The following is a 23,335-nucleotide window of genomic DNA, read 5'->3' on the forward strand; positions in this document are numbered from 1 at the left end:
TTGATCGCGGCGGCGGCTCGGGGGCGCAGCTCTACGGCGAGGGCGGCAACGACACCCTGTACGGCTGGGGTGGCGGCGACTACCTGTTCGGCGGCAGCGGCAACGACTGGCTCGACGGCGGCTTCGGCAGTGATGTCCTGAACGGCGGCGAGGGCTTGGACTCCTTTGCCTTCACCAGCGCGCTGGGCACCGGCAACGTCGACACGATCCAGGACTTTGCTGCGGGCGACACCATCGCGCTCGGCTCTGCGGTGTTCGCGCAGGCCGGGTCGTACAACCTGGCCGGCACGGCGTTCAAGCTCGGCACGGCGGCCACGACGACGGCGCACCGGATCGTGTACGATCAGGCGACGGGCGATCTGTTCTACGATGCCGACGGTGTGGGCGGCGCGGCGCAGATCAAGGTCGCGGTGCTCGCCAACCATGCGCAGCTGAGCGCCGCCAACTTCCTGATCTGGTAAGGGAGCGGCAAGGGTGCGGGGCTGGGGTGAGGTTTGCCTCAGTTGCACCGGGCCCAGCCCTCAGTGCCAGAGACCTCATGGTCTCGTCATAGGAAACGTATGAGACGGAGAGGGCGCAGCGAAAGCTGCGCCTTTCCTGTGCGTGAACGGAATCGGCTTGACGATACATAGCGGTCCGACACGTATTAGGTGCTGGAAACGATACGATATAATGTGTAAAATTCTGAGATACGACGCACAAGGAAACGCCCATGACCCTCTTTAACAACACCTACGCCCTTCTCTCGGGTTATTCCTGGTCCACGCCGGTCATAGGCTATTACTTCCCGGATTCCCTCGACGGTTATCGCTACAAATATTCGTTCATGGATGGTTTCGCACCCGTCGGAGCCGGAATCCAGCAAGCCGTCCGCAACATTCTGGAAGGGCCTACGTCCGCGCCCCAATCCGGGGATTACATGACGCTCACCTCCGCGAGTGCCGTGGCCAATCTCGTTTTCTATTCAACAGGCAGTTCACGCTCTGATATCGCGGTCGGGCGATCGTCAGAACTGGAACGGCCGACAGCCTATTATCCGAAATTGGCCCCGTCCGATGGGCACGCCGGCGACGTTTGGCTGCACGACGGCGTCACGTCAGGAGGGGTAGGAACCTATAGTTACCACACGCTTCTGCATGAGCTGGGTCATGCGCTCGGGCTCAAGCACGGTCATGAACAGGCTAATACCAACAATCCCTTCGTTCTCACCCCCGATCGCGACTCTATAGAATTCTCCGTCATGACCTATAGAGAGTATGTCGGCGACGAGACTCCCGAGGGGACCAAGGCCGCGATCTTTCCTCAAACCTTGATGATGTATGACATCGCGGCCCTGCAACACCTCTATGGCGCCAACTTCGACACCAACAGCACGGACACCGTCTACAAATGGACGCCTGAGAGAGAAACCTTCGTCAATGGTGTCCAAGTCGGCCACGCCTATAATATTTTCATGACGGTGTGGGACGGCGGCGGCATCGACACTTACGACTTCAGCAGCTTCGATCAGGGGATGACGATCGACCTAAATCCTGGAGCGTGGTCGATCGTTTCAACCCGTCAACTCGCGCCGCTTGGCGATGATAAATTTGCCCAGGGCAATATTTTCAATGCGCTGCAATACAAAGATGATCCCCGCTCTCTGATCGAGAACGTCATCGCCTCGTTTGCAAACGACAGAATCATCGGAAACGCCGCTGATAACCGTCTTGATGGCGATTACGGCAAAGACAGCCTGTCGGGCGCTTCCGGCAACGATACGCTCATCGGCGGCGAGGGCAACGATTGGCTCGATGGCGGTACCGGGGCCGACCTGATGGATGGCGGCGCGGATTGGGACGTGGTGTCGTACAAGACCGCTTCGAGTGGCGCGACGGTGGATCTCACCACCAACGTCAATGCTGGCGCGGCCGCCGGCGACAGGATCATGAACGTGGAAGTGCTGCAGGGCTCGAACCACAACGACATGCTCATCGGCATCGATCGCGGCAACGGCAACGGCGTGCAGCTCTACGGCGAAGGCGGCGACGACGGCCTCATAGGCAAGGCCGGCGGCGATTATCTCTTCGGCGGCGCCGGCAATGACTGGCTCGACGGCGGCGCCGGCGGCGACGTGATGGACGGCCAAGCCGGCTGGGACGTGGTGTCGTACCAGAGCGCCACGAGCGGGGTGGCGGTCGATCTCAGCACCAACCTCAATGGCGGGGCCGCGCACGGTGACGTGATCTCCAACGTCGAGGTGGTGCAGGGCTCGAACTTCGACGATAGCCTGACCGGCATCGACAATGGCGGCGGCAACGGCGTCCAGCTCTATGGCGAGGGCGGCCACGACACGCTGATCGGCAAAGGGGGCGGCGACTATCTCGTCGGCGGCGCCGGCAACGACACGCTGGACAGCGGCTTCGGCGACGACGTGCTCAACGGCGGGGCGGGGGCGGATGCCTTCCGGTTCTCGACCGGGCTGGGGGCCGGTAACGTCGACACGATCCAGGACTTCTCGGCCGCCGAGGGCGACCGGATCGTGCTCAGCCGGAGCGTGTTCATGGACGTGGGCACGGGAGCGCTCTCGAGCGCGTATTTCAGCCTGGGCGCGGCCACGAGCTTCGATCACCACATCCTGTACGTCCAGGCCACCGGCGAGCTGTTCTATGACGTCGACGGCTCGGGCGGCGTGGCAGCAATCAAGTTCGCCACCGTGAGCGCCGGCACGGTCCTCAGCGCCTCCGACTTCTTCGTCGCATGAGCGGTCCGGCCTGCGGGCAGGAGCCGACAAGCCGCGCTTCCAGTCCGCATCGGTGACAATGGAAGGCGGGGCCATCGGGTCTCGCCTTTTTCCTGCGATGGTACCTGTCTTTGGTTCCGGGCAGGCGGAAGCCGGCCGACGGCCGGTTGAAACCTGTCCTATACGCGCCGGGCCGGGCGGAAGCCCAGGGCATCTTTACCCTGGACTTCCCGGTGCGCTGTCGCCATATTCCGCGCAACTTCACGAACCCCCTTCGGCGGCAGCAGCATGAAAGAGTTTTTCACCCAGTTCTTCACCTGGTGGAACGGACAGACCCTCGGCACGCGCTTCTTCACCTGGCGCAAGGGGCAGTTCGTGGGCGAGGACGAGTTCGGCAATCGCTACTTCCGCTATACTCAAGCCGAGGCGATCGACTCGAACGTGGGCGCCGAGCGCCGCTGGGTCGTCTATAACGGCGATGCCGATGCCTCGAAGGTGCCGCCCGGCTGGCGCGCCTGGCTGTGCCACAACGGCGATGTGCCTCCGAGCGAGGAGAGCTATCAGCCGCATCCCTGGGAGAGGCCCTACGTGCCCAACATGACCGGCACGGTCCAGGCCTATCGTCCGCAGGGCTCCAGCCTGTCGGCCGGGCAGCGACCCGCCGCCACCGGCGATTACGTGCCGTGGACGCCCGGGGAGTGAGGCAGGGCGCCTTCCTGAGACGGTCTTCATGCTGAAACGAGCCCAAGCCCGCACCTGCGTCGAGTGCGGCCTCGCCTATGGCCATCCCGATTTCAGCGTCCATGCCGGCCGGGTCGAGAACGGCCCCGCCTATTGGTCGGACCATGGGGTCCTGTGCTCCCATGGCTGCTCCCTGGCCCATTTCGAGCGGCGCGAACGGGAGGGCGATCCGATGACCGATCCGGCTCCCAATCCCCTGCAGCAGGACTGGTCCTGAACCGGGCTCAGCCCTTGGGATGGAAATACGACTGGCGCCGCATGGCCGCGTCGGCGAACAGGCCGAAGGCCTGGACCACATGGCCCTGCGGCACCTCGATCCCCCGGGCCACGCCGGAACCCTTCAGAACACCGCCGCGCTCGTCGGGCTCGGGATCGCGATAAGTCCCGCCGTCGCCCAGGGTACAGGTCTGGCACCGGATGGGTCCGAGGATCTGGGCTCCGCGGCCGATCCGGTTCGACCGGGTCAGCGATCCTCCCCCGAGGAGGCGGGCACCGTCCCCGACCTGGATGATCTCGCCTGCGGCAGCCTTGAGGGTGAAGCCGCCTTCCTCGCCGATCTCGGCGCCCGGGCCGATCGCGACCGATCCTCCCGCGGCGACGATCCGGGTGCCTGAGAAAAGCTCTGTTCCCCGGCCGACCACGAGAGTCCCGCCCTCCGCGATCTGCAGGACGACGTTGGGCCAGAGGACGACCTCGTCCTCCAGCCGCACCTCGCCCGAAATCAGCACCGAGCCCGGATCCGGTACCAGGATGCCGTGCCGGGAAAGGGCGGCCGTGTCTCCCTGAGACAGAAAGCCGAGGCGCCGGCGTGTCTCGTCACTTGCGAGAGCGGTTTCGTTCATAGGCCTGCGGTCCCGATGAATGTGGCGGTTCAAGCTTAACGGAACCGTTCCCGGAGCAAAGCCCATCGGATGCAGGGGAGGGGCGGAATCGACGCGCCGATATGCTGCTGAGGCATGACGGATAGCAGTTCTTGTGGCTCCTCAGGGCCGGCCGGCGCCCTTATATGCGCATCGCTACAAGAGCAAAGACAACCGGCCGCGACGGTCGGTCCACTGCTGGGGGCTCAGATGTTCGTTTCCTACATTCTTTCGAAAATTCGCAGCTATCATTCGTATCGCAAGACCGTCCGCGAGCTGTCGCAGCTTTCCGACCGGGACCTGTCGGATCTCGGCATCGCCCGCTACGACATTTCCCGGATCGCCCGCGCGGCAGCCTTCGCGTAAGCCGCACGGCCCCGGATCGTGAAGGTCACGCCCGCCCCTGGCGGGCGTTCGCGTTTCAGGGCGTTTTCTCCGGCCAGGCCGTCGAAGGAGAACGGCGCCCTGGAGCGTTAGATCCAGGTCCGGTCACGCGTCGTCCGAGACGCCAACCATTGTGAAGGTATCCATGGCTTCTCTCATCTCACGGGAATGGTACACGATCGCCATCTTCGGCATGGTCGTGGTCGCGTCGATCCTTCCGATCTGCGGCGCGCCGGGCGAGGTGTTCTCCGTCGCGACCAATCTCGCGATCGCCCTGCTGTTCTTCCTGCATGGCGCCCGGCTGTCGCGCGACGTGGTGATCGCCGGCATGATCCATTGGCGGCTGCATCTGTTCGTGCTGGTCACCACCTTCGTGGTCTTCCCGATTCTCGGCCTCATCGTCCTGGCCGTGCCGAACCTGATGACGCCCGCCCTGGCGACGGGCATCCTGTTCCTGTGCGTGCTCCCGTCGACCGTGCAGTCGTCGATCGCCTTCACGTCGATCGCCGAGGGCAACGTGCCGGCGGCGATCTGCTCGGCCTCCGCATCGAACATCCTGGGCATGTTCCTGACCCCGCTGCTCGTGGGGCTTCTGTTCCACACCCAGGGGAGCGGGGGATTCTCCCTCGGGGCGCTCGAAGGCATCCTGCTGCAGCTGCTCGCCCCGTTCATCCTCGGTCAGGTGCTTCAGCCCTATCTCGGCCGGTGGCTCGGCCGGCACAAGACGCTGACGCAGGTCGTCGACCGGGGCTCGATCCTGATGGTCGTCTACGGGGCCTTCAGCGAGGCGGTCATCGAGGGGCTCTGGCACAAGCTCTCGGCCCAGGATCTCGTCGCCGTCGTGGTGATCGACATCGTGCTGCTCGTCGTCGTGCTGTGCTTCACGTTCTATGTGAGCGGCTGGTTCGGCTTCAACCGGGCGGATCGGATCACCATCACGTTCTGCGGCTCCAAGAAGAGCCTGGCCTCGGGTGCCCCGATGGCGAACGTGATCTTCGCCGGTCAGGACGTCGGCTCTATCGTGCTTCCGCTCATGATCTTCCACCAGATCCAGCTCATGGCCTGCGCGGTTCTGGCCCGTCGCTTCGCGAGCAGCGCGAAGGCGCCTGCCGCGCCGGAGACGGCAAAATCCGTCTGATTCCGCATTGACGACCGGCGACCCGGGCCACGCAGCACCGGGACGCCGCGAGAGGCGAGGATCTATGGCTGGCCGCTGCCTCCGGCGGCTCCGTAGACCTGTCCGGTCGCATAGCTCGCATCCGCAGCCGCGAGCTGGACGTAGATCGAGGCCAGTTCGACGGGCTGGCCGGGGCGGCCGAGGGGGGTATCGCCGCCGAATTGCTGCAGCTTCTCCTGGGTCGCGCCGCCGCTGACCTGGAGCGGCGTCCAGATCGGCCCGGGTGCGACCCCGTTGACCCGGATGCCCTTCGGGCCGAGCTGCTTGGCCAGAGACTTTGTGAAGTTCATCATGGCCGCCTTGGTCATGGCGTAGTCGACGAGATTGGCCGACGGATCATAGGCCTGCTCGGAGGTGGTCTGGATGATCGCCGATCCCGGGGTCAGGTGCGGCAGGGCGGCCTTCGTGAGCCAGAACATGGCGTAGATGTTGGTCTTGATCGTCGCGTCGAAGTCGTCCGACGTGATGTCGAGGAGCGATTGCCGCTGCTGCTGGCGGGAGGCGTTGTTGACGAGGATGTCGAGCCCGCCGAGCGCCCGCACGGCATCCGCCACGATGCGGCTGCAGAGAGCCTCGTCGCGGATGTCGCCTGGAAGCGCCACGGCGATGCGACCCTCCTTCCTGATCAGATCGATCACCTCGCGGGCATCCGGCTCCTCGTCCGGATGGTAGCTGATGGCCACGTCGGCGCCCTCCCGGGCATACGCGATGGCGGCGGCCCGTCCCATCCCCGAGTCGCCCCCGGTGATCAGGGCCTTGCGGCCCTGGAGCCGCCCGGATCCCTTATAGCTCGTCTCGCCGTGATCCGGCCGCGGGTCCATCTTGCCGGCAAGGCCCGGCCAGGGCTGGGACTGAGAGCGGAACGGCGGCTTCGGGTATTTCGTGGTCGGATCATCCTTGGCGGCCGTGCCGCCGGAGGTGGATCCTGCGCTCTGGGCGCCTGCCGGGCCGGTCGCCGCTGCGGCGAGACCCGCCGCTGCTCCCCCCATCACGCCGCGTCGCGAAATCGCATTGCCGTTGCTCTCGTCCATGTCCAGCCTTCCATCAAGGGTCGAGCCCGGTTAACCGGCGGAATACCCGCGGGTTCAGAATTTTCGTTGACGTTGTCGTGAGGGCGATTCCCCGGCTCGCGTGGATCCCTGGGGCTTCTTTCCCGGCTTGCCCTTTTTCCATCATGGTTCGCGTGTTATCGCGTTGCCCGGAACAGGGGCGCGGCCGGAAACCGCCAGATCGGACTTGGCTTGGATCAGATGATGACAATCGGATGGACGCGGGCGGCTTTCGTGCTCGCATCGCTAATCGGCGGCCTCGGCGCGGCCCATGCGGACCGGATCAAGAACCCCACGGCGGTCTTCTCGGGCCTCGACAAGATCACGGGACGCATCGTGTCGTTCGAGGTCGGGATCGACGAGACCGTCCAGTTCGGCGCCCTGCAGATGACGCCGCGGGTCTGTTTCACCAAGCCGCCGACGGAAGCGCCGAACACCACGTCCTTCATCGAGGTGGACGAGCCCGGCACCGACGGCAAGACCAAGCGGGTCTTCTCCGGCTGGCTCTTCGCCGCGAGCCCGGGCCTGCACGGTCTGGAGCATCCGGTCTACGACATCTGGCTGGTCGACTGCAAAGGCGGCACGGAGATCATCGCCGAGCCCAAGGAAACGCCCGAGGAACCGCCGCCGATCCAGGATGCGACCAGGGCCCCGGCCGAGACCGGCCGCCCGGGCGACATCATCGCGCCGACCGGCGCGACGGCGCCGCGCCCGCCGGCCGTCCAGACTGCCCCCCTGCGCCAGCCCGAACCGCGGCAGCCGGCCCGGCGCCAGGCGCCCGCGGCACCGATCATCAACACGGACCGGTAGAACTCATCCGGCCTGAAGGGCGGCAAGGACCTCCTCGCCGCTGACGGCCCTGTCCACGGGCCAGGCGGTCCAGTCGGCGCCATGGTCCATGGCGTTGCGCAGCATCTGCTTGTAGGTGCGCCGGGGGACCTCGATGGCGCCGAACTGCGCCAGATGCGAGGTGACGAACTGGGTGTCCAGGAGCGAGAATCCGCCGCGGCGCAGGCGGGCGACCAGATGCACGAGGGCGACCTTCGAGGCATCCCGCTCCGTGTGGAACATGCTCTCGCCGAAGAAGGCGCCGTTGAGGCGCACCCCGTAGAGACCGCCCACGAGACGGCCATCCTGGTAGACCTCCACCGTGTGGCAATAGCCGGCATCGAAGAGTTCGCCATAGAGTTCGCGGATGCGCCGGCTGATCCAGGTCTTCTCCCGGTCCACGCCGGGCGCCGCGCAGCCGGCCACCACGCCGTCGAAATTCCGGTCGACGCGAACCTCGAAGAGGTCTGAGCGGACCGTGCGGGCCAAGCGCTTCGAGACATGGAAATGGTCGAGCGGGATGATGCCCCGCTCGCGCGGCTCGACCCAGAACAGCGAAGGATCGTCGGCATCTTCCGCCATGGGAAAGATGCCGGCCGCATAGGCCTTCAGCAGGATATCGGGTGTAATCTCAATCGCGTGGTCGGGAGACCGGGTCATTCACGCACATATCCGATCGTTCGAGCTATCCTTCATAAAATAGGATGGCCGAAACGCGAAGTCAGATCGGCCTCAGGTCAATTTTGCCAAGCTCCCGAATGGCTGAGGACGCGTCGCATCGCCTCCAGGGCAACCGGAACGTCGTGCGGGTAAAGGTGCTCGATGTTGTGCGCCGAATAGACGGCGTCGAAACTGTCGGACGCGACCTGGGACAGCTGCGGCAGCTTGTCGACGATGTCCGGCCGAACGCTCTCGTCGATGTCGAGCGTCACCTCGTCCCACGCGGAATCGGCCAGAGCCCTGACCGTCTGATGCTTGCGCTTGCGACCGCAGCCGACATGAAGAAAGCGAGGCATGGTCGTCCATGGCCTCGCTTCGACAAAGGGCGGGCCTCCTGTTCCGATGACATCAGAACAAGAGGTTGGCTATGTTATTATAATTCTACTCGGTTTCGCTCAGGCCACCCGTCTTCAGGAAGTTCTCCAGCCAGTGGATATCGTACTGGCCGTTCTGGATTTCCGGGTTGCGCACGAGAGTCCGGAACAGCGGCAGGGTGGTGTCGATTCCGTCGACCACGAACTCGTCGAGGGCACGCCGCAGACGCATGAGGCACTCGTTGCGGGTGCGGCCATGGACGATGAGCTTGCCCACGAGGGAATCGTAGTGCGGCGGGATGCGGTAGCCCTGGTAGGCGGCCGAGTCGACCCGGACGCCCAGACCGCCCGGCGGATGGAAGTAGCTGATTGTGCCGGGCGAGGGGCGGAAGGTCGAGGGATGCTCGGCGTTCACCCGGCATTCGATGGCATGGCCTTCGATGTGGATGTCCGCCTGCGTCACGGAAAGCGGATGCCCGGCCGCGACCCGGATCTGCTCGTTGACCAGATCGATCCCCGTGATCATCTCCGTGACCGGGTGCTCCACCTGGATGCGGGTGTTCATCTCGATGAAGTAGAACTCCCCGTCCTCGTAGAGGAACTCGATCGTGCCGGCGCCCGCATACTGCAGGTCCTGCATGGCCTTGGCCACAACGCCGCCGATGCGCTCGCGCATCTCGACGTTCAGCGCCGGCGAGGGGCCTTCCTCCCAGACCTTCTGGTGGCGGCGCTGCAGGGAGCAGTCGCGCTCGCCCAGATGGATGGCGTTGCCCCGCCCGTCGCCCAGAACCTGAATCTCGATGTGGCGCGGCTTCTCGAGGTACTTCTCGATATAGACCGCGTCGTCGCCGAAGGCCGCCTTGGCCTCCGTCCGGGCGGTCTGGAAGGCATGGACGAGGTCGTCCTCGTTGCGCGCCACCTTCATGCCGCGGCCGCCGCCGCCGGCCGCCGCCTTGATGATGACCGGGTATCCGATGTCCTTGGCGACCTTCTTGGCCTCGTCCTCGTCGTTGATGCCGCCCTCGGAGCCGGGCACGCACGGGATTCCGAGACGCTTGGCGGTGCGCTTGGCCTCGATCTTGTCGCCCATGATGCGGATGTGCTCCGCCTTGGGGCCGATGAACGCGATGCGGTGGTGCTCCAGCACCTCCGCAAACCGGGCATTCTCGGACAGGAAGCCGTAGCCCGGATGGATCGCGTCGGCGCCGGTGATCTCGCAGGCGGCGATCAGGGCCGGGATGTTGAGATAGCTGTCGCGGGCGGCCGGCGGCCCGATGCAGACGCTTTCGTCGGCGAGGCGGACATGCATGGCGTCCGCGTCGGCGGTGGAGTGCACCGCCACGGTGGCGATTCCGAGCTCCTTCGCCGCGCGCAGGATGCGCAGGGCGATCTCGCCGCGATTGGCAATGAGGATCTTATCGAACATGTCGCGCCTTACTCGATGACGAGGAGGGGTTCACCGTATTCAACAGGAGTTCCGTCTTCGACAAAGATGGCCGTCACGGTGCCGGAGCGGGGCGCCACGATCTCGTTGAAGGTCTTCATCGCTTCGACGAGCAGCACCTTCTCGCCGGCCTGGACCTTGGATCCGACCTCGACGAAGGCCTTCGCGTCCGGAGACGGCTTGCGGTAGGCGGTGCCCACCATGGGCGAGAGCACGGCGCCCGGATGGGGGGCGCCCGGCTTGGCGGCAGCGTCCGCCGAGGCGGCCGCCGGCGGCGGCGCGACGACCGGAGCGGGGGCGAGCGCGGCGGGCGCCGCGACCGGGACGGACACCGCGGCCGTCACCGTACGGGCCACGCGGATGCGAAGGTCGCCCTTCTCCACTTCGATCTCGCTGAGATCCGTATCGGCGATCAGGTTCGCCAATTCACGGACGAGATCGGGATCGAAAGGGTTTTCCTTGGCCATGGGGCTTACCTCTACTTCCTGAGGAACTAATGCTGGGAAGACTTCGCCTGACGGGCCCGCTCGGCCATCACCTGGTGAACCGCCTCCAGGCCGAGCACGTAGCTCTGGGGCCCGAAACCGCAGATCACCCCGACGGAGACGGGCGCAATGAGCGAGCGATGGCGAAAGCCTTCGCGAGCATGAACATTCGAAATGTGGATCTCGACCGTCGGAGCGCCGCTGCCCGAGATGGCGTCGCGCAGCGCGATCGAGGTGTGGGTGTAGGCGCCGGCATTGATGACGATGCCGGCTCCCTGAGCGCCCGCTTCCTGGATCCAGTCGACCAGATGTCCCTCGTGGTTCGACTGGCGGAACGTGACCGACGTCCCCAGAGCCTCCGCCTTCTCGCGCACGAGCTTCTCGATGTCCGGCAGCGTCGTGCTGCCATAGACTTGGGGCTCTCGGCGGCCGAGCAGATTGAGATTGGGTCCGTTGAGGACGAAGACGGTGGTCATCGCGAAAGGAGCGTTCCTGGCGCCCCGCGAGGCGGAGCCGAAACGCCCTCTTATCCAAAAGGCGAGCACGGGGGAAGGGGAAAACCAAGGCTTTCCCAAGCTAGGCGTGCATTCCGCAAAGGGAGGAGGGGCAGTTCGAGGCCGACCGAACGGCAGAGGAGGAGCCATCCTCCGTCATGGCCGGGCTTGTCCCGGCCATCCCGATTGCTTGAAGCACCGCGCTTTTCGTATTGGGATCACCGGGACGAGCCCGGTGATGACGTCGAGAGCGAGCCTACCCGCAGCTCGCCTTGCCGCACTGGCGGACGTTGTCCACGAGCTGCTTCAGGGGCTCCATGCCGACCGCCCCGGGGATGACCGTCTCGCCGACGATGAAGGCCGGGGTTCCGGTCAGGTTCAGCTTGTCGCCGAGGGCCATGTTCTCCTGGAGCGCGGCGCGGACCTCGGAGCTTTCGACGTCCTTCTGGAGGCGGGCCATGTCGACGCCCATCTCCTTGGCGACCGCCATGGCGCGCTCTCCGTTCACCCGGCCGCGGCTCTCCAGAACCTTGATGTGGTAGTCGAACAGCTTCTGGCCCTGGAGCTGGTTCTTGACCGCCAGCGCAACCCGGCTCGCCTCGACGGAATCGGGTCCGAGAACCGGGAAATCCTTCAGGACGACGCGCAGCTTCGGGTCGCTCTTCATGAGGGTCTGGACGTCGGACAGGGCCTTCTTGCAGTAGCCGCAATTGTAGTCGAAGAACTCCACCAGGGTGATGTCGCCCGAGGGATTGCCCACGATATAGGAATGCGACGCGTTCAGGAGCGACTGCTTGGTCTCCTTCACGGCGCTGGCCTGGGCGACCTGCTGGGCTTCCGCCTGGCGCTTCTCGAGCTCGGCGATGACCTCGGTCAGGACCTCCGGGTTCTTCACGAGGTAGTCCTTCACGATCTCGCCGATGGCCTGCTTCTGCTGCTCGTTGAAGACCGGGCTCTGCGCCATCGCGGCGGGAGCGATCGCCAGAGCGCCGAGCAGGGCTGCGGTCCGGCCGATGGAGAGAAGCGAAAAGCGCATATGCGGTCCTTTGCGGGAGTCGTCGATGCCTCTGGGTGTAGCAATGGTTCGAGGCGGAGTTGAGACTCGTTGTTCTACCGCGAGTTAGCGGCTTCGGCCCTGTGGCGTCAAATCACGGGTTCGTATTGTCAGCCTCATGCCCTTCACGTCATCACCGGCACAGGCCTGGCCATGACGTGGTGGATGTCATCCCCAGCAGCCGCAGGCCGGGAAGGGGATCCACGACCAGGCGCAGCGCTAGGGATTCCTTTCGCCCGTTGACGATTCAGCCGCGAAGGACGCGCGATGAAGAACCGTCTTGAGACCGTCCGTCCGACGGGATACGAGCCTTCTCATGACCAAATCATCCGCCGATCTCCACTCGCCCCTCATCGCGCGCCGCATGGATCGCGTCGCCTCCTTCCTGGCCATGGACGTGCTGAGCGCGGCCGCCGCCAAGGAACGGCGCGGGGACAGCGTGATCCACATGGAGGTCGGCCAGCCGTCGGCGCCCGCGCCCCGCGCGGCCCGGGAAGCGGCCAAGGCGGCCCTCGATCTCGGCCGGATCGGCTACACGGAGGCGCTGGGCATCGCGGCCCTGCGGGAGCGCATCGCCCGGCATTACCGCGACGCCTACGGGGTGAGCATCGCCCCCGAGCGCGTCGTGGTGACCACCGGCTCCTCGGCCGGGTTCGTGCTGGCCTTCCTGAGCCTCTTCGATCCGGGCCAGCGGGTGGCGATCACGGCGCCGGGCTATCCGGCCTATCGCAATATCCTGGAGGCCCTGGGCATCGAGCCGGTCACGATCCCGCTCGCCAAGGCGGACGGCTGGATCATGACCGCCGAAGCGATCGAAAAGGCCCATGCCGAGAAGCCCTTGCACGGGATTCTGGCCATGAGCCCTGCGAACCCCTCGGGCACCATGATCGGCCGCAAGGCGCTGGCGGAACTCGGCGAGACCTGCCGCCGCCTGGGGCTGTGGTTCGTGTCGGACGAGATCTATCACGGGCTCACCTATGGCGAGGCTGCCTCGACGGCGCTCGCGTCCGATGACGATGCGGTGGTGATCAACTCGTTTTCGAAATATTATTGCATGACCGGCTGGCGTATCGGCTGGATCGTGGTGCCCGACCGTCTGGTGCGCCCCATCGAGCGACTGGCACAGAACCTCTACATCTCGCCTCCCTACCTGTCCCAGGTGGCGGCGCTCGCCGCCTTCGATGCGGCGGAGGAACTCGAGGCCGTAAAGGCCGGCTATGCCCGCAACCGCGCCTACCTGCTCGAGGAACTGCCCCAGGTCGGCATCACGGAGATGCACCCGGTGGACGGCGCCTTCTACATCTACGCGGACATCGCCCGCTTCACGAACGATTCAATCGGCTTCTCCAAGCGCATGCTGGAGGAGGCGGGCGTCGCCGCGACCCCGGGCCTCGACTTCGACCCCATCGAAGGCTCCCACTACCTGCGGTTCTCCTTCGCCGGATCGGAAAACGACTGCCGCGAGACCGTGGCCCGGCTGAAGGGATGGCTGCGGTAACGACACCCGAGAGTCGGTTGGGGAGACCATCGGCCGAACCGGAATGATGGCGCGTGGTCAAACGAAAATGCCCGGCTCAAGGCCGGGCATTTCTTTATGGATTCTACGATCCGCTCAGGACCGACTTTGCCTTGGACCACCAGCCGGCGCGCTTGGGCCGGTTGGGATCTTCCGGGGTCAGCACGACCGCGACCGGTTCCGGCTCGGGAGCCACGGGGGCGGGCGGTGGAACCGGGGCCTCGGCTACGGGATGGGGCGCGGCGACGATCGGCTCGGCCTCGGTGGACGGACGGGGCTCCTCTGCCTGCGCCTCGGTGCCGGTCTCGGCAGGAGCCGCATTCTCGACCGCCTGCTCGGCGGCTTCCTGAGAAGACTCCTCGGCGACCGGTGCGGCCTGCGCGTCGTCGGCGGCCACGAAGCCCTCCTCCACGGCGAACTCGACCGTCTCGTCCCGGCTGCGTCCACGGCCGCCGCGACGGCCACGGCGCCGGCGGCGTCCACCGCGGGAATCGTCGTCCGCCTCGCCGGCTTCGGCGGGAGCAGCCTCGTCTCCGGTGGCTTCGACCTCGGCCTCTTCCTCGTCGGATTCGCCCTCGGCCTCTCCGGCCTCGGAGCCTTCCTCGGCCTGGGATTCGCCCGCGAAGGTCTCCCGGTCACGACCGCGGCGGCGGCGGCGGCGGCGGCGGCGGCGGCCGCCTTCACCTTCCTCGCCACGCTCTTCGCCGCCTTGGGCTTCCTCGGTGATCTCCTCGTCGGCCTCGATCTCGATCTCAACCTCCTCGACGGGCTCATCGATGGCGATGGCGTCGATCTGGATGCCGGTCGCGGCCGCTTTGTGCTCGAGCTTGAGGGCGGGTTCGCCGCGCTCGATCGCATAGGTGGTCGTGCCATGGAGGCTGTCGTCGGCCACGATGGCGATCGAGACGCCGAAGCGCGTCTCCAGGTCGCGCAGATGGAGGCGCTTCTGGTTCAGGATGTAGAACGCCGCCTCCATCCGGGTGCGGACGACGAGGTTGTAGCTGGCATTCTTGATGAGGGTCTCCTCGATCGAGCGCAGCACCTGCAGGGCCACAGAAGGGGTCGAGCGCACGAACCCGGTGCCGGCGCAGTGCGGGCAGGGGATCGAGGAGGATTCCAGCACGCCGGTGCGGATGCGCTGGCGCGACATTTCCAGGAGCCCGAAGGGCGAGATGCGTCCGACCTGGATCCGGGCGCGGTCGTTCTTCAGGCACTCGTTGAGCTTCTTCTCGACGGCGCGGTTGTTCCGCTTCTCCTCCATGTCGATGAAGTCGATCACCACGAGGCCGGCGAGATCGCGCAGGCGGAGCTGCCGGGCGATTTCCTCGGCGGCTTCGAGGTTGGTGCGCAGCGCCGTGTCCTCGATGTTGTGCTCGCGGGTCGACCGGCCGGAATTCACGTCGATGGACACGAGGGCTTCGGTCGGGTTGATGACGAGATAGCCGCCCGATTTCAGCGTCACGACGTTCGAGAACATGGCGTCCAGCTGGGCCTCGACGCCGAACTTCGCGAAGAGCGGCTGCGGATCGCGGTAGGGCTGGACCAGCTTCGAATGGCTCGGCATGAGCATCCGCATGAAGTCCTTGGCCTCGCGATAGCCTTCCTCGCCGGACACCATCACGTCGTCGATGTCCTTGTTGTAGAGGTCGCGGATGGCCCGCTTGATGAGGGAGCCTTCCTCGTAGACCAGGGAGGGGGCGGCCGACTTGAGGGTCAGCTCGCGCACGCTCTCCCAGAGGCGCATGAGGTATTCGTAGTCGCGCTTGATCTCGGGCTTGGTGCGCGAGGCGCCGGCCGTGCGCAGGATGATGCCCATTCCCTCGGGCACCTCCAGCTCCTGGGCGATCTCCTTCAGGCGCTTGCGGTCCGCCGCATTGGTGATCTTGCGGGAGATGCCGCCGCCTCGGCCCGTGTTGGGCATGAGCACCGAATAGCGTCCAGCGAGCGACAGGTAGGTGGTCAGGGCCGCGCCCTTGTTGCCGCGCTCCTCCTTGACGACCTGGACCAGCAGGATCTGGCGGCGCTTGATGACTTCCTGGATCTTGTACTGCTTGCGCGGTGCGCGACGGCGCTGGGGAAGGTCCTCGATGGCGTCGTCGCCGCCGAGCTGCTCGACGATCTCGTGCTCTTCCACGTCGTGATCGTCTTCGTCCTCGTCCTCATCGTCCTCTTCGCCGCCCTCGTCCCCTTCAGGCTGCCGGGCTTCCGTTGCCGGGCGGGCTTCCGTTGCCGGGCGGGCCTCCGTTGCCGGGCGGGCCTCCGTTGCCGGGGAGGTCTCGTCGTCCTGCGCGGCTTCGGGGCTGCGTGCCGTCTCGTCCTGCTCGGCTCCCTCGGGAGCGACGATCACGGCCGATCCTTCGACAGCCTGGATCGCATCCTCGGCGGCGCCCTCGTCGGGGGTGGCGCCCTCGGTCGAGGCGGACGGGGATTCCAGCGCCTCGGCAGCGCCGGTCTCGCTGTCCGCATTGAAGGTTTCGCCGCTCTCCGCGACACCGTCTTCGGACCCGGCCTCGGCTTCGGTGGAGACGACGGTCTCGTCCGACTCGGCGCGCCGCTGCGAGGAACGGCGGCGGCGGCGGTTGCTGCGGCGCTCCTCCTCGTGCTCCTCCTCGCGCTGAGCCTCGGCTTCGGCCTCGAGCAGGGCCTGACGGTCGGCGACGGGAATCTGATAGTAATCGGGGTGGATTTCGCTGAACGCGAGGAACCCGTGGCGGTTTCCGCCGTATTCCACGAAGGCCGCCTGGAGCGACGGTTCGACCCGGGTGACCTTGGCGAGATAGATATTCCCGCGCAGCTGCTTCCGGTTAGCGGATTCGAAGTCGAATTCTTCGACCTTCTGGCCGCGCACCACCACGACCCGGGTTTCTTCCGGGTGGGAGGCATCGATGAGCATCTTGTTTGCCATGTTGAACTCTCGACATGGCGATCGAGGGCAGGACCTGAGGCAGGGGCCGCATTGTGGGCGGATGGGCACGCCGCTGGTAAGGGCGGCGTGCTGAAATTGCGTTCGGAGTGCTGTCGATCGCCATCATGCGCCGCGTTGGGGCGCATACTGGGTTGAATTGAGCCGGCTCGTGGCCGGAAAGGGTGGAGGTCGGGCGTGCGCGGGATGAAACGCGCGATTCGAACGGTGCAGAGACGAAGGTCAGAACTGACTTCGCGTGCGCAACCATTCGACACGGCCCTTTCGTAGATATCGATGAGCCGGAAACCGGCCATCGGCGAGTGGCGACAAGCGTCGCCATTTGGTCCTGTCCGTGAGCCTGTCGAGGGTGACGGGTCTCCTGGAGGATCGGTCAACACAACCGTCTCCTCCGGATCCGCCGTCAGATTCGGCCATGCCGGACGGGATCAAGATCATTACAGAGCGATTGGGGCATTTGGCAAGATCCCGCGTGACTGTGCCATGAACGCAACACTATCTCAGTAAACGTCCGTGCGACGTGAGGTTCCGTTAACCAAAGGCCGACTATCAGTATAGGAAGGACGCGAGAACTCGCAGCAATCACCGATGGCCCGTCATCTCCTCACTCGCCTGATCGGCATGTGCCTCATGCTGGCCTGCATGGCCGGCGGGGCTGGCCATGCCCGTGCGGCCGCGGAGGGTGGGAAGGTCTCTTCTCCCGCCATCGCGGCCGCCGTCGCGGTCGAGTCGGACGGCGCGAAGACCCGGTTCAAGGTGACCCTGTCGAAGGCGGTGACCGCCCAGGTGTCCCTGATGGAGCGCCCGGACCGGGTCATCATCGATCTGCCGGAGGTTGCCTTCCACCTGCCGCAGGAGGCCGGGCGCGGCAAGGAAGGCCTGATCGCATCCTACCGCTACGGTCTCTTTGCTCCGGGCCGCTCGCGGGTGGTGATGGAGCTGACCCAGCCGGCCGTGGTCTCCGGGATGACGACGGCGCTCGACTCCACGGGAGCGGCGACCATCCTGACGATCGAGCTCTCCCGCGCCGAGCGCGAAGAATTCCGCAAGGCCGTGCTCGAAAGCTCCGCCGCGACCAGGGAGGCCTCGGCCGCGCCGGTCGCTCCTTCGGCCAAGGATTCGCGGCCGGTCATCATCATCGATCCCGGTCACGGCGGCATCGATCCGGGGGCGAACGCCTCCTCGGGCAACATGCTGGAGAAGGACCTCGTGCTGTCCTTCGCCCAGCGGTTGAAGAAGAAGCTCGAAGAGAACGGACGCTACAAGATCCTCATGACCCGGGACCAGGACGTGTTCGTGTCCCTGGGCGATCGGGTCCGGGCCGCGCGGGCCGCCCAGGCCGACCTGTTCATCTCCGTTCATGCGGATTCGATCTCCGGCGGCCAGGAGGTGAGGGGGCTGACGGTCTATACCGGGTCGGAGCGAGCCTCCGACGCCGATTCCGCCCGCCTCGCCGACCGCGAAAACAAGGCGGACGCGGTCGCGGGCGTTGAAGCTGGCGACATGCCGGACGACGTCTCGGACATCCTGATGGAATTGACCCTGAGGGAGACGCGGGGCTTCTCCCATAGCTTCGCCAGCCGTCTCGTGGGGGAATTCGACTCAGTGGCGCGCCTCAACAAGAATCCCCACCGGCAGGCCCGCTTCCAGGTGCTGCGCGCCCACGACGTGCCCTCCGTCCTGGTCGAACTCGGCTACCTGTCGAGCCAGAAGGATCTGGACCTGCTGATGTCCGAGGAATGGCGCGCCAAGATGGTCTCCGCCATGTCGGTCGCGGTCGATCGCTTTTTCGCCGCGCGGTTCGCCCGCAGGGGCTCTGCCGCAGTTTTACCATAGATAGAGTGTGGATACCCGTAGCGGGGGCGCGATTCATCGGGTAACGAGGATGCGCGTTTCAAGATCTGCATAAACGGGCGCCATGGGCGCCGTCATGGAACACCTTCGGATGCGCTTCGTCCTACGATTTTTCGGCTTCCTCTTCAGCGTTGGAGCGATCTTCTTCCTGATCGGCGCTGTCGGGCTGGCCTATGGATTCTGGTTCTATTCGAAGGATCTGCCGGATCACGCCCAACTCGCCAACTACGAGCCGCCGGTCATGACCCGCATCCACGCGGCGGACGGCAGCCTGATCGCCGAATATGCCCGCGAGCGCCGGCTCTACGTGCCGATCCAGGCCATGCCCAAGCTCGTGATCGGGGCATTCCTCTCCGCCGAGGACAAGAATTTCTACAAGCATGTCGGCATCGATCCCGAGGGTCTCGTGCGTGCCGTGGTGGTCAATCTCCGGTCCGGCGGGGCCAGGGAGCAGGGCGCATCCACCATCACCCAGCAGGTCGCCAAGAACTTCCTCGTGGGCAATGAGCGCAGCTACGAGCGCAAGATCCGTGAGGCGCTGATCGCCCTGCGGATGGAATCGACCTTCTCCAAGGACAAGATCCTCGAGCTCTACCTCAACGAGATCTTCCTCGGCACCCTCACCCCGGGGCGCAACCTGCACGGCGTCGCGGCGGCCGCGCTCGACTATTTCGGCAAGTCCATCCACGAACTGACCGTCGCCGAGGCCGCCTACATCGCCGCCCTGCCCAAGGGCCCGAACAACTATCATCCGTTCCGCCAGCGCAAGGCCGCCATCGAGCGCCGGAACTGGGTGATCGATCGCATGGCCAACAACGGCTACATCTCGAAAGAGGATGCGGATGCGGCCCAGAAGGAGCCCCTCAACGTCAAGCCGCGCGTGGTCTCCCCGAACAGCATCGCGTCGGGCTACTTCGCCGAGGGCGTGCGCCGGGACATCGCCGAGCGCTATGGCGAGGAGACCCTCTATGAGGGCGGCCTGCTGATCCGGTCCACCCTCGATCCGAAGATGCAGGCCATGGCCCGCAAGGCCCTGGTCGACGGTCTCGTGCGCTTCGACGAGGCGCGCGGATGGCGCGGCGCCCATCAGAAGATCGATCTCGCGGGCCGCGAGTGGGGTCTGGCGCTGGCCGAAGTGCCGGCGCTGGGCGACGTCCAGCCGTGGCGTCTCGCGGTCGTGCTGGAGGTCGCCGGAGGCCGCGCCAAGGTCGGCCTTCAGCCCAAGCGCGAGTCGTCCGGCCAGGTGGGCAAGGACCGTGAGTCCGGCCTCGTGACGGCCGACGGCGCCAAATGGACCCGGCGTCCCGTCGAGCGCGCCGTCTCAGTGGGCGACGTGGTCTATGTGGAGACGCTCTCCGACAAACCGGGGCAGTTCCGCCTGCGCCAGATTCCCGAGATCTCGGGCGCCATCGTGGCCATGGATCCGAACACGGGCCGCGTCCACGCCATGGTGGGCGGCTTCTCCTATGACCAGAGCGAGTTCAACCGGGCCATTCAGGCCATGCGCCAGCCGGGCTCCTCGTTCAAACCCATCGTCTATGCGACGGCCCTCGACAACGGCTACACGCCCTCGAACCAGATCATGGATTCGCCCTTCGTGCTCGACATGGGGCCGGGGCAGGCGGCCTGGGCACCCTCGAACTACGACGGGAAATCCGGCGGCCTGCGGACGCTGCGCTATGGCATCGAGCATTCCAAGAACCTGATGACGGTGCGCCTCGCCAACGAGGTCGGCATGCCGGCCATCTCGGAATATGCCCGTCGGTTCGGGGTCTATGACGATCTGCTGCCGCTGCTCTCCATGTCGCTCGGCGCCGGCGAGACCACGGTCATGCGCATGACGGCCGCCTATTCCATGTTCGCCAACGGTGGCCGCCGCATCAAGCCGACCCTGATCGACCAGATCCAGGACCGCAACGGCCGGACCCTGTACCGCCACGACGATCGCAAGTGCACCGGCTGCGATGCGGAGAAGTGGGATGGCGCCGCGGCGCCCAAGCTGACCGAGACCCGGGAGCAGGTGCTCGATCCGCTGACCGCCTACCAGATCACCTCGATCCTCGAAGGCGTGGTGCAGCGGGGTACGGCCCAGTCGGTCAAGGCGGTCGGCAAGCCGCTCGCCGGCAAGACGGGCACCACCAACGACGCCAAGGACGTGTGGTTCGTCGGGTTCTCGCCCGATCTCGCCGTCGGCGTGTTCCTCGGCTACGACCAGCCCAAGTCGCTCGGCAACGCGGCAACGGCGGGCCAATACGCCGCCCCGGTCTTCCGCGACTTCATGCAGCTGGCGCTCAAGGACAAGCCGGCGACGCCGTTCCGCGTTCCTGCCGGCATCAAGCTGATCCGCGTCAACGCCGCTACCGGCACCCGCGCGGGCGGCGAGGGCGGCGGCACGATCCTCGAGGCCTTCAAGCCCGGCCAGTCGCCGCCGGAATACGTCCCGCCGGAGCCAGAGGAGGTTCCGCAGGCCGAGTATGCGCCGGCGCCTCCTCCCGGAGGGCCCAGGCAGGCGGTCGGGGCGGGCCCCAGCGGATTGTACTGAGCGGCCCAGCCACCATATAGAAGCCACCCTCCATCGAGTGAAAACGGATTGATCCCGGCCGGTTCTCCGGTCGTGGAGCAATCCCTTGCCGTGAGGGAGAAGTTCCTTTGACACCCGGCGGTGGTCCCCTTAAGACGCCGCTATCAGAAGAGACGGACAGCGAAGAGAAGATGCGCGCCGAAATCCAACATCTCGTAGAAGAGACCAAGCAGTCAGTCGGGCTGCTGAGGAGGCATCTTTGACTGGGATACTGCCCAGCGACGCCTCGCGGAACTGAACGCCCAGGCCGAGGACCCCAACCTCTGGAACGATGCCGACGCGGCGCAGAAGATCATGCGCGAGCGTACCTCGCTCGAGGACCAGATCTCGGCCGTGAAGCGCCTCGACCAGGAACTCGAGGACGCCATCACGCTGATCGAACTCGGCGAGGCCGAGGAGGACGAAGCCACCATCCGCGAGGGTGAGGAGACCATCCGCAGCCTCCAAGCCGAGGCGGCCCGCCGCCAGGTCGAGACCCTGCTCTCGGGCGAGGCCGATGCGAATGACACCTATGTGGAAGTCCATTCCGGCGCCGGCGGCACGGAAAGCCAGGATTGGGCCAACATGCTCCAGCGCATGTACGCCCGCTGGGCCGAGCGCCGGAAGTACAAGGTCGAGCTTCTCGAAATCACCGACGGCGAAGAGGCCGGCATCAAGAGCGCCACGCTCCTGATCAAGGGGCTCAACGCCTATGGCTGGCTCAAGACCGAGTCGGGCGTGCACCGCCTTGTTCGCATCTCGCCCTACGACTCGAACGCCCGCCGCCACACCAGCTTCGCGTCCGTGTGGGTCTACCCGGTAGTGGACGATCGCATCAATATCGAGATCAAGGAATCCGACTGCCGGATCGACACGTTCCGCTCCTCGGGCGCCGGCGGCCAGCACGTGAACACCACCGACTCGGCCGTGCGCATCACGCACATCCCGAGCGGCATCGTGGTGGCCTGCCAGCAGGAGCGCTCCCAGCACAAGAACCGGGCAACCGCCTGGAACATGCTGCGCGCCCGCCTCTACGAGGCCGAGCTGAAGAAGCGCGAGGAGAAAGCCAGCGCCGAGGCCGCCGCCAAGACGGATATCGGCTGGGGCCACCAGATCCGCTCCTATGTGCTCCAGCCCTACCAGATGGTGAAGGACCTGCGCACGGGCACCCAGTCGACGAGCCCGCAGGACGTGCTCGACGGCGATCTTGACCCCTTCATGGAAGCCTCGCTCGCCCAGCGCGTCTATGGCGGCGACGCGGAGGTCGAGGACATCGATTAAGACATCGCAGAATGCGGCCGCTCGCACGATCGGCGGCCGCATTTGGACGCGATGCTCTCACACGACAAGAAGGTTGTGCGCGGCCAGGGTCGTGTCGTTCAAGATCGCAAACTTGATCCGTGGGCGCCCTCGTCCCGTCTGGATCGTAGTGGAGCACGCGGCTGTCGCCACAGCAGAAGCCGGCCAGGGCCCCGGTTGTTCGCAATGACGTGCTTTCGCCGTTTACTCCGCGCACCTCTCCATCCGTTCCGACCTCGGCAATCCGCCTTTCCGGGGCATCAGGAACGCTCAAGAGCGCGGGCCGCCTCCAGCACCTCCTCCGCGTGGCCTGCCACCTTCACCTTGTTCCAGACCCGGGCGATCCTGCCGTACCGGTCGATCAGGACGGTGGTGCGCTCCACGCCCATGTACTTGCGGCCGTACATGCTCTTCTCGATCCAGACCCCGTAGGCTTCCAGCATGGCCTTGGCCTCGTCCGACGCGAGGGGAAAGGCAAGGCCGTACTTGGCGCGGAACCGATCGTGGCTCTTCAGGGAATCCGGCGAGACGCCGACGATTTCCGTATCGGCGTCGGCGAATTCCGCCTTGAGGGCCTGAAAGGCCCGGGCCTCCAGGGTGCAGCCGCTGGTATCGTCCTTGGGGTAGAAGTAGAGGACGACCTTGCGGCCCTTCAGGCTCTCCAGGCTGATCTGTCGACCATCTGTCGCAGGCAGGGAGAAGGCAGGAGCATTGCTTCCGATGGTAAGAGACATGGGTCGCCTTCCTTTTGGCGGAATGTACTGTTTGGAAACCTCTGGTGTGCACGACTGACGGGGACGGTCGCGGGAGGCACCTGAGACGGTTAAGGTCTTAACTCTGATTCCCCGACAAGCGCCCGAGCGCAAGAACCGGATTGCACAACGTCACAAGAATGAAGCTGCCATTTCGTC

20 protein-coding genes and 1 pseudogene are annotated in these 23,335 nt (G+C 65.7%); 11 read left to right on the top strand and 10 right to left on the bottom strand.

What is annotated here, in order from left to right; translation table 11 throughout:
- From KBI52_RS33665 to KBI52_RS11165, 4 genes and pseudogenes are all read left to right on the top strand, one after another.
- Positions 1-461: pseudogene (locus tag KBI52_RS33665) on the top strand (calcium-binding protein); the annotation flags it as partial.
- 251 nt (positions 462-712) lie between these two features.
- Entirely contained in the window at positions 713-2,743 is a 2,031-nt protein-coding gene (locus KBI52_RS11155; RefSeq protein WP_210807454.1) for a M10 family metallopeptidase, read from the top strand.
- Positions 2,744-3,010: 267 nt separating this feature from the next.
- On the top strand, positions 3,011-3,424 hold the full coding sequence (locus KBI52_RS11160) for an NADH:ubiquinone oxidoreductase subunit NDUFA12 (protein ID WP_210807456.1): 414 nt from the start codon (positions 3,011-3,013) through the stop codon (positions 3,422-3,424).
- Between the two features lie 28 nt (positions 3,425-3,452).
- Entirely contained in the window at positions 3,453-3,680 is a 228-nt protein-coding gene (locus tag KBI52_RS11165) for a hypothetical protein (protein ID WP_210807458.1), read from the top strand.
- 7 nt (positions 3,681-3,687) lie between these two features.
- On the opposite strand, the gene KBI52_RS11170 is transcribed toward KBI52_RS11165, so the two are convergent.
- On the bottom strand, positions 3,688-4,305 hold the full coding sequence (locus KBI52_RS11170) for a hypothetical protein (RefSeq protein ID WP_173945935.1): 618 nt from the start codon (positions 4,303-4,305) through the stop codon (positions 3,688-3,690).
- A gap of 228 nt (positions 4,306-4,533) precedes the next feature.
- Between KBI52_RS11170 and KBI52_RS11175 the strand changes: the two genes are divergently transcribed.
- A complete protein-coding gene (locus KBI52_RS11175; RefSeq protein ID WP_173945934.1) occupies positions 4,534-4,689 on the top strand; it encodes a DUF1127 domain-containing protein in 156 nt (51 codons plus the stop codon).
- 163 nt (positions 4,690-4,852) lie between these two features.
- Positions 4,853-5,845, top strand: coding sequence for a bile acid:sodium symporter family protein (locus tag KBI52_RS11180; protein ID WP_210807460.1), 993 nt, complete (start codon positions 4,853-4,855; stop codon positions 5,843-5,845).
- A gap of 62 nt (positions 5,846-5,907) precedes the next feature.
- Here KBI52_RS11180 and KBI52_RS11185 read toward each other — a convergent pair whose 3' ends face one another.
- A complete protein-coding gene (locus KBI52_RS11185) occupies positions 5,908-6,915 on the bottom strand; it encodes an SDR family oxidoreductase (RefSeq protein ID WP_210807462.1) in 1,008 nt (335 codons plus the stop codon).
- A 222-nt stretch (positions 6,916-7,137) separates the two neighbouring features.
- On the opposite strand from KBI52_RS11185, the gene KBI52_RS11190 reads away from it, so the two are divergent.
- On the top strand, positions 7,138-7,743 hold the full coding sequence (locus KBI52_RS11190; RefSeq protein WP_173945931.1) for a DUF2155 domain-containing protein: 606 nt from the start codon (positions 7,138-7,140) through the stop codon (positions 7,741-7,743).
- A gap of 3 nt (positions 7,744-7,746) precedes the next feature.
- Here the strand turns inward: KBI52_RS11190 and aat are convergent, their stop codons facing one another.
- The 6 genes from aat to KBI52_RS11220 all read right to left on the bottom strand — a co-directional run bounded on the left by aat (position 7,747) and on the right by KBI52_RS11220 (position 12,254).
- Complete coding sequence (gene aat, locus KBI52_RS11195) at positions 7,747-8,421, bottom strand: leucyl/phenylalanyl-tRNA--protein transferase (RefSeq protein WP_173945930.1); 675 nt, start codon at positions 8,419-8,421, stop codon at positions 7,747-7,749.
- Between the two features lie 77 nt (positions 8,422-8,498).
- Entirely contained in the window at positions 8,499-8,777 is a 279-nt protein-coding gene (locus KBI52_RS11200; protein WP_210807464.1) for a methyltransferase domain-containing protein, read from the bottom strand.
- An 85-nt stretch (positions 8,778-8,862) separates the two neighbouring features.
- A complete protein-coding gene (accC, locus tag KBI52_RS11205) occupies positions 8,863-10,221 on the bottom strand; it encodes an acetyl-CoA carboxylase biotin carboxylase subunit (protein WP_210807466.1) in 1,359 nt (452 codons plus the stop codon).
- Positions 10,222-10,229: 8 nt separating this feature from the next.
- Positions 10,230-10,706, bottom strand: a complete 477-nt coding sequence (accB, locus tag KBI52_RS11210; protein WP_173945928.1) for an acetyl-CoA carboxylase biotin carboxyl carrier protein — start codon at positions 10,704-10,706, stop codon at positions 10,230-10,232.
- Positions 10,707-10,732: 26 nt separating this feature from the next.
- Positions 10,733-11,200 (bottom strand): type II 3-dehydroquinate dehydratase, encoded by a 468-nt coding sequence (gene aroQ / locus KBI52_RS11215; RefSeq protein ID WP_210807468.1) that lies wholly within the window; start codon positions 11,198-11,200, stop codon positions 10,733-10,735.
- A gap of 274 nt (positions 11,201-11,474) precedes the next feature.
- On the bottom strand, positions 11,475-12,254 hold the full coding sequence (locus KBI52_RS11220; RefSeq protein WP_210807470.1) for a DsbA family protein: 780 nt from the start codon (positions 12,252-12,254) through the stop codon (positions 11,475-11,477).
- Between the two features lie 334 nt (positions 12,255-12,588).
- Here KBI52_RS11220 and KBI52_RS11225 point away from each other — a divergent pair, with 334 nt between their 5' ends.
- Entirely contained in the window at positions 12,589-13,770 is a 1,182-nt protein-coding gene (locus KBI52_RS11225) for a pyridoxal phosphate-dependent aminotransferase (RefSeq protein ID WP_210807472.1), read from the top strand.
- A gap of 103 nt (positions 13,771-13,873) precedes the next feature.
- Here the strand turns inward: KBI52_RS11225 and KBI52_RS11230 are convergent, their stop codons facing one another.
- Positions 13,874-16,693: an Rne/Rng family ribonuclease gene (locus KBI52_RS11230; protein WP_210807474.1), complete on the bottom strand. Its 2,820-nt coding sequence runs from the start codon at positions 16,691-16,693 to the stop codon at positions 13,874-13,876.
- Positions 16,694-17,299: 606 nt separating this feature from the next.
- Between KBI52_RS11230 and KBI52_RS11235 the strand changes: the two genes are divergently transcribed.
- From KBI52_RS11235 to prfB, 3 genes are all read left to right on the top strand, one after another.
- Positions 17,300-18,547 (top strand): N-acetylmuramoyl-L-alanine amidase, encoded by a 1,248-nt coding sequence (locus KBI52_RS11235; RefSeq protein ID WP_173945923.1) that lies wholly within the window; start codon positions 17,300-17,302, stop codon positions 18,545-18,547.
- 109 nt (positions 18,548-18,656) lie between these two features.
- Positions 18,657-21,107: a penicillin-binding protein 1A gene (locus KBI52_RS11240; RefSeq protein WP_210807486.1), complete on the top strand. Its 2,451-nt coding sequence runs from the start codon at positions 18,657-18,659 to the stop codon at positions 21,105-21,107.
- Between the two features lie 170 nt (positions 21,108-21,277).
- Positions 21,278-22,406 (top strand): peptide chain release factor 2 gene (prfB, locus tag KBI52_RS11245; protein ID WP_173945922.1). Its coding sequence is split into 2 segments (ribosomal slippage): positions 21,278-21,346 and positions 21,348-22,406, totalling 1,128 coding nucleotides; the frame shifts between segments, so codons are not numbered across the junction.
- 278 nt (positions 22,407-22,684) lie between these two features.
- Here prfB and KBI52_RS11250 read toward each other — a convergent pair.
- Positions 22,685-23,158, bottom strand: a complete 474-nt coding sequence (locus tag KBI52_RS11250; RefSeq protein ID WP_210807476.1) for a peroxiredoxin — start codon at positions 23,156-23,158, stop codon at positions 22,685-22,687.
- Positions 23,159-23,335 lie beyond the last annotated feature (177 nt).

The sequence above is a fragment of the Microvirga sp. HBU67558 genome, assembly GCF_018069605.1.
In the GTDB taxonomy this organism is placed as follows: Bacteria; Pseudomonadota; Alphaproteobacteria; order Rhizobiales; family Beijerinckiaceae; genus Microvirga; species Microvirga terrae.

What these genes read in the sequence shown, in the direction of transcription:
- KBI52_RS11180 (WP_210807460.1), top strand. Translation starts at nt 4,853, where the DNA reads ATGGCTTCTCTCATCTCACGGGAATGGTACACGATCGCCATCTTCGGC.
- accC (WP_210807466.1), bottom strand. Translation starts at nt 10,221, where the DNA reads ATGTTCGATAAGATCCTCATTGCCAATCGCGGCGAGATCGCCCTGCGC.
- KBI52_RS11235 (WP_173945923.1), top strand. Translation starts at nt 17,300, where the DNA reads ATGGCCCGTCATCTCCTCACTCGCCTGATCGGCATGTGCCTCATGCTG.
- KBI52_RS11175 (WP_173945934.1), top strand. Translation starts at nt 4,534, where the DNA reads ATGTTCGTTTCCTACATTCTTTCGAAAATTCGCAGCTATCATTCGTAT.
- KBI52_RS11230 (WP_210807474.1), bottom strand. Translation starts at nt 16,693, where the DNA reads ATGGCAAACAAGATGCTCATCGATGCCTCCCACCCGGAAGAAACCCGG.
- accB (WP_173945928.1), bottom strand. Translation starts at nt 10,706, where the DNA reads ATGGCCAAGGAAAACCCTTTCGATCCCGATCTCGTCCGTGAATTGGCG.
- KBI52_RS11250 (WP_210807476.1), bottom strand. Translation starts at nt 23,158, where the DNA reads ATGTCTCTTACCATCGGAAGCAATGCTCCTGCCTTCTCCCTGCCTGCG.
- KBI52_RS11160 (WP_210807456.1), top strand. Translation starts at nt 3,011, where the DNA reads ATGAAAGAGTTTTTCACCCAGTTCTTCACCTGGTGGAACGGACAGACC.
- KBI52_RS11190 (WP_173945931.1), top strand. Translation starts at nt 7,138, where the DNA reads ATGACAATCGGATGGACGCGGGCGGCTTTCGTGCTCGCATCGCTAATC.
- KBI52_RS11155 (WP_210807454.1), top strand. Translation starts at nt 713, where the DNA reads ATGACCCTCTTTAACAACACCTACGCCCTTCTCTCGGGTTATTCCTGG.
- KBI52_RS11165 (WP_210807458.1), top strand. Translation starts at nt 3,453, where the DNA reads ATGCTGAAACGAGCCCAAGCCCGCACCTGCGTCGAGTGCGGCCTCGCC.
- aroQ (WP_210807468.1), bottom strand. Translation starts at nt 11,200, where the DNA reads ATGACCACCGTCTTCGTCCTCAACGGACCCAATCTCAATCTGCTCGGC.
- aat (WP_173945930.1), bottom strand. Translation starts at nt 8,421, where the DNA reads ATGACCCGGTCTCCCGACCACGCGATTGAGATTACACCCGATATCCTG.
- KBI52_RS11225 (WP_210807472.1), top strand. Translation starts at nt 12,589, where the DNA reads ATGACCAAATCATCCGCCGATCTCCACTCGCCCCTCATCGCGCGCCGC.
- KBI52_RS11240 (WP_210807486.1), top strand. Translation starts at nt 18,657, where the DNA reads ATGCGCTTCGTCCTACGATTTTTCGGCTTCCTCTTCAGCGTTGGAGCG.
- KBI52_RS11170 (WP_173945935.1), bottom strand. Translation starts at nt 4,305, where the DNA reads ATGAACGAAACCGCTCTCGCAAGTGACGAGACACGCCGGCGCCTCGGC.
- KBI52_RS11200 (WP_210807464.1), bottom strand. Translation starts at nt 8,777, where the DNA reads ATGCCTCGCTTTCTTCATGTCGGCTGCGGTCGCAAGCGCAAGCATCAG.
- KBI52_RS11185 (WP_210807462.1), bottom strand. Translation starts at nt 6,915, where the DNA reads ATGGACGAGAGCAACGGCAATGCGATTTCGCGACGCGGCGTGATGGGG.
- KBI52_RS11220 (WP_210807470.1), bottom strand. Translation starts at nt 12,254, where the DNA reads ATGCGCTTTTCGCTTCTCTCCATCGGCCGGACCGCAGCCCTGCTCGGC.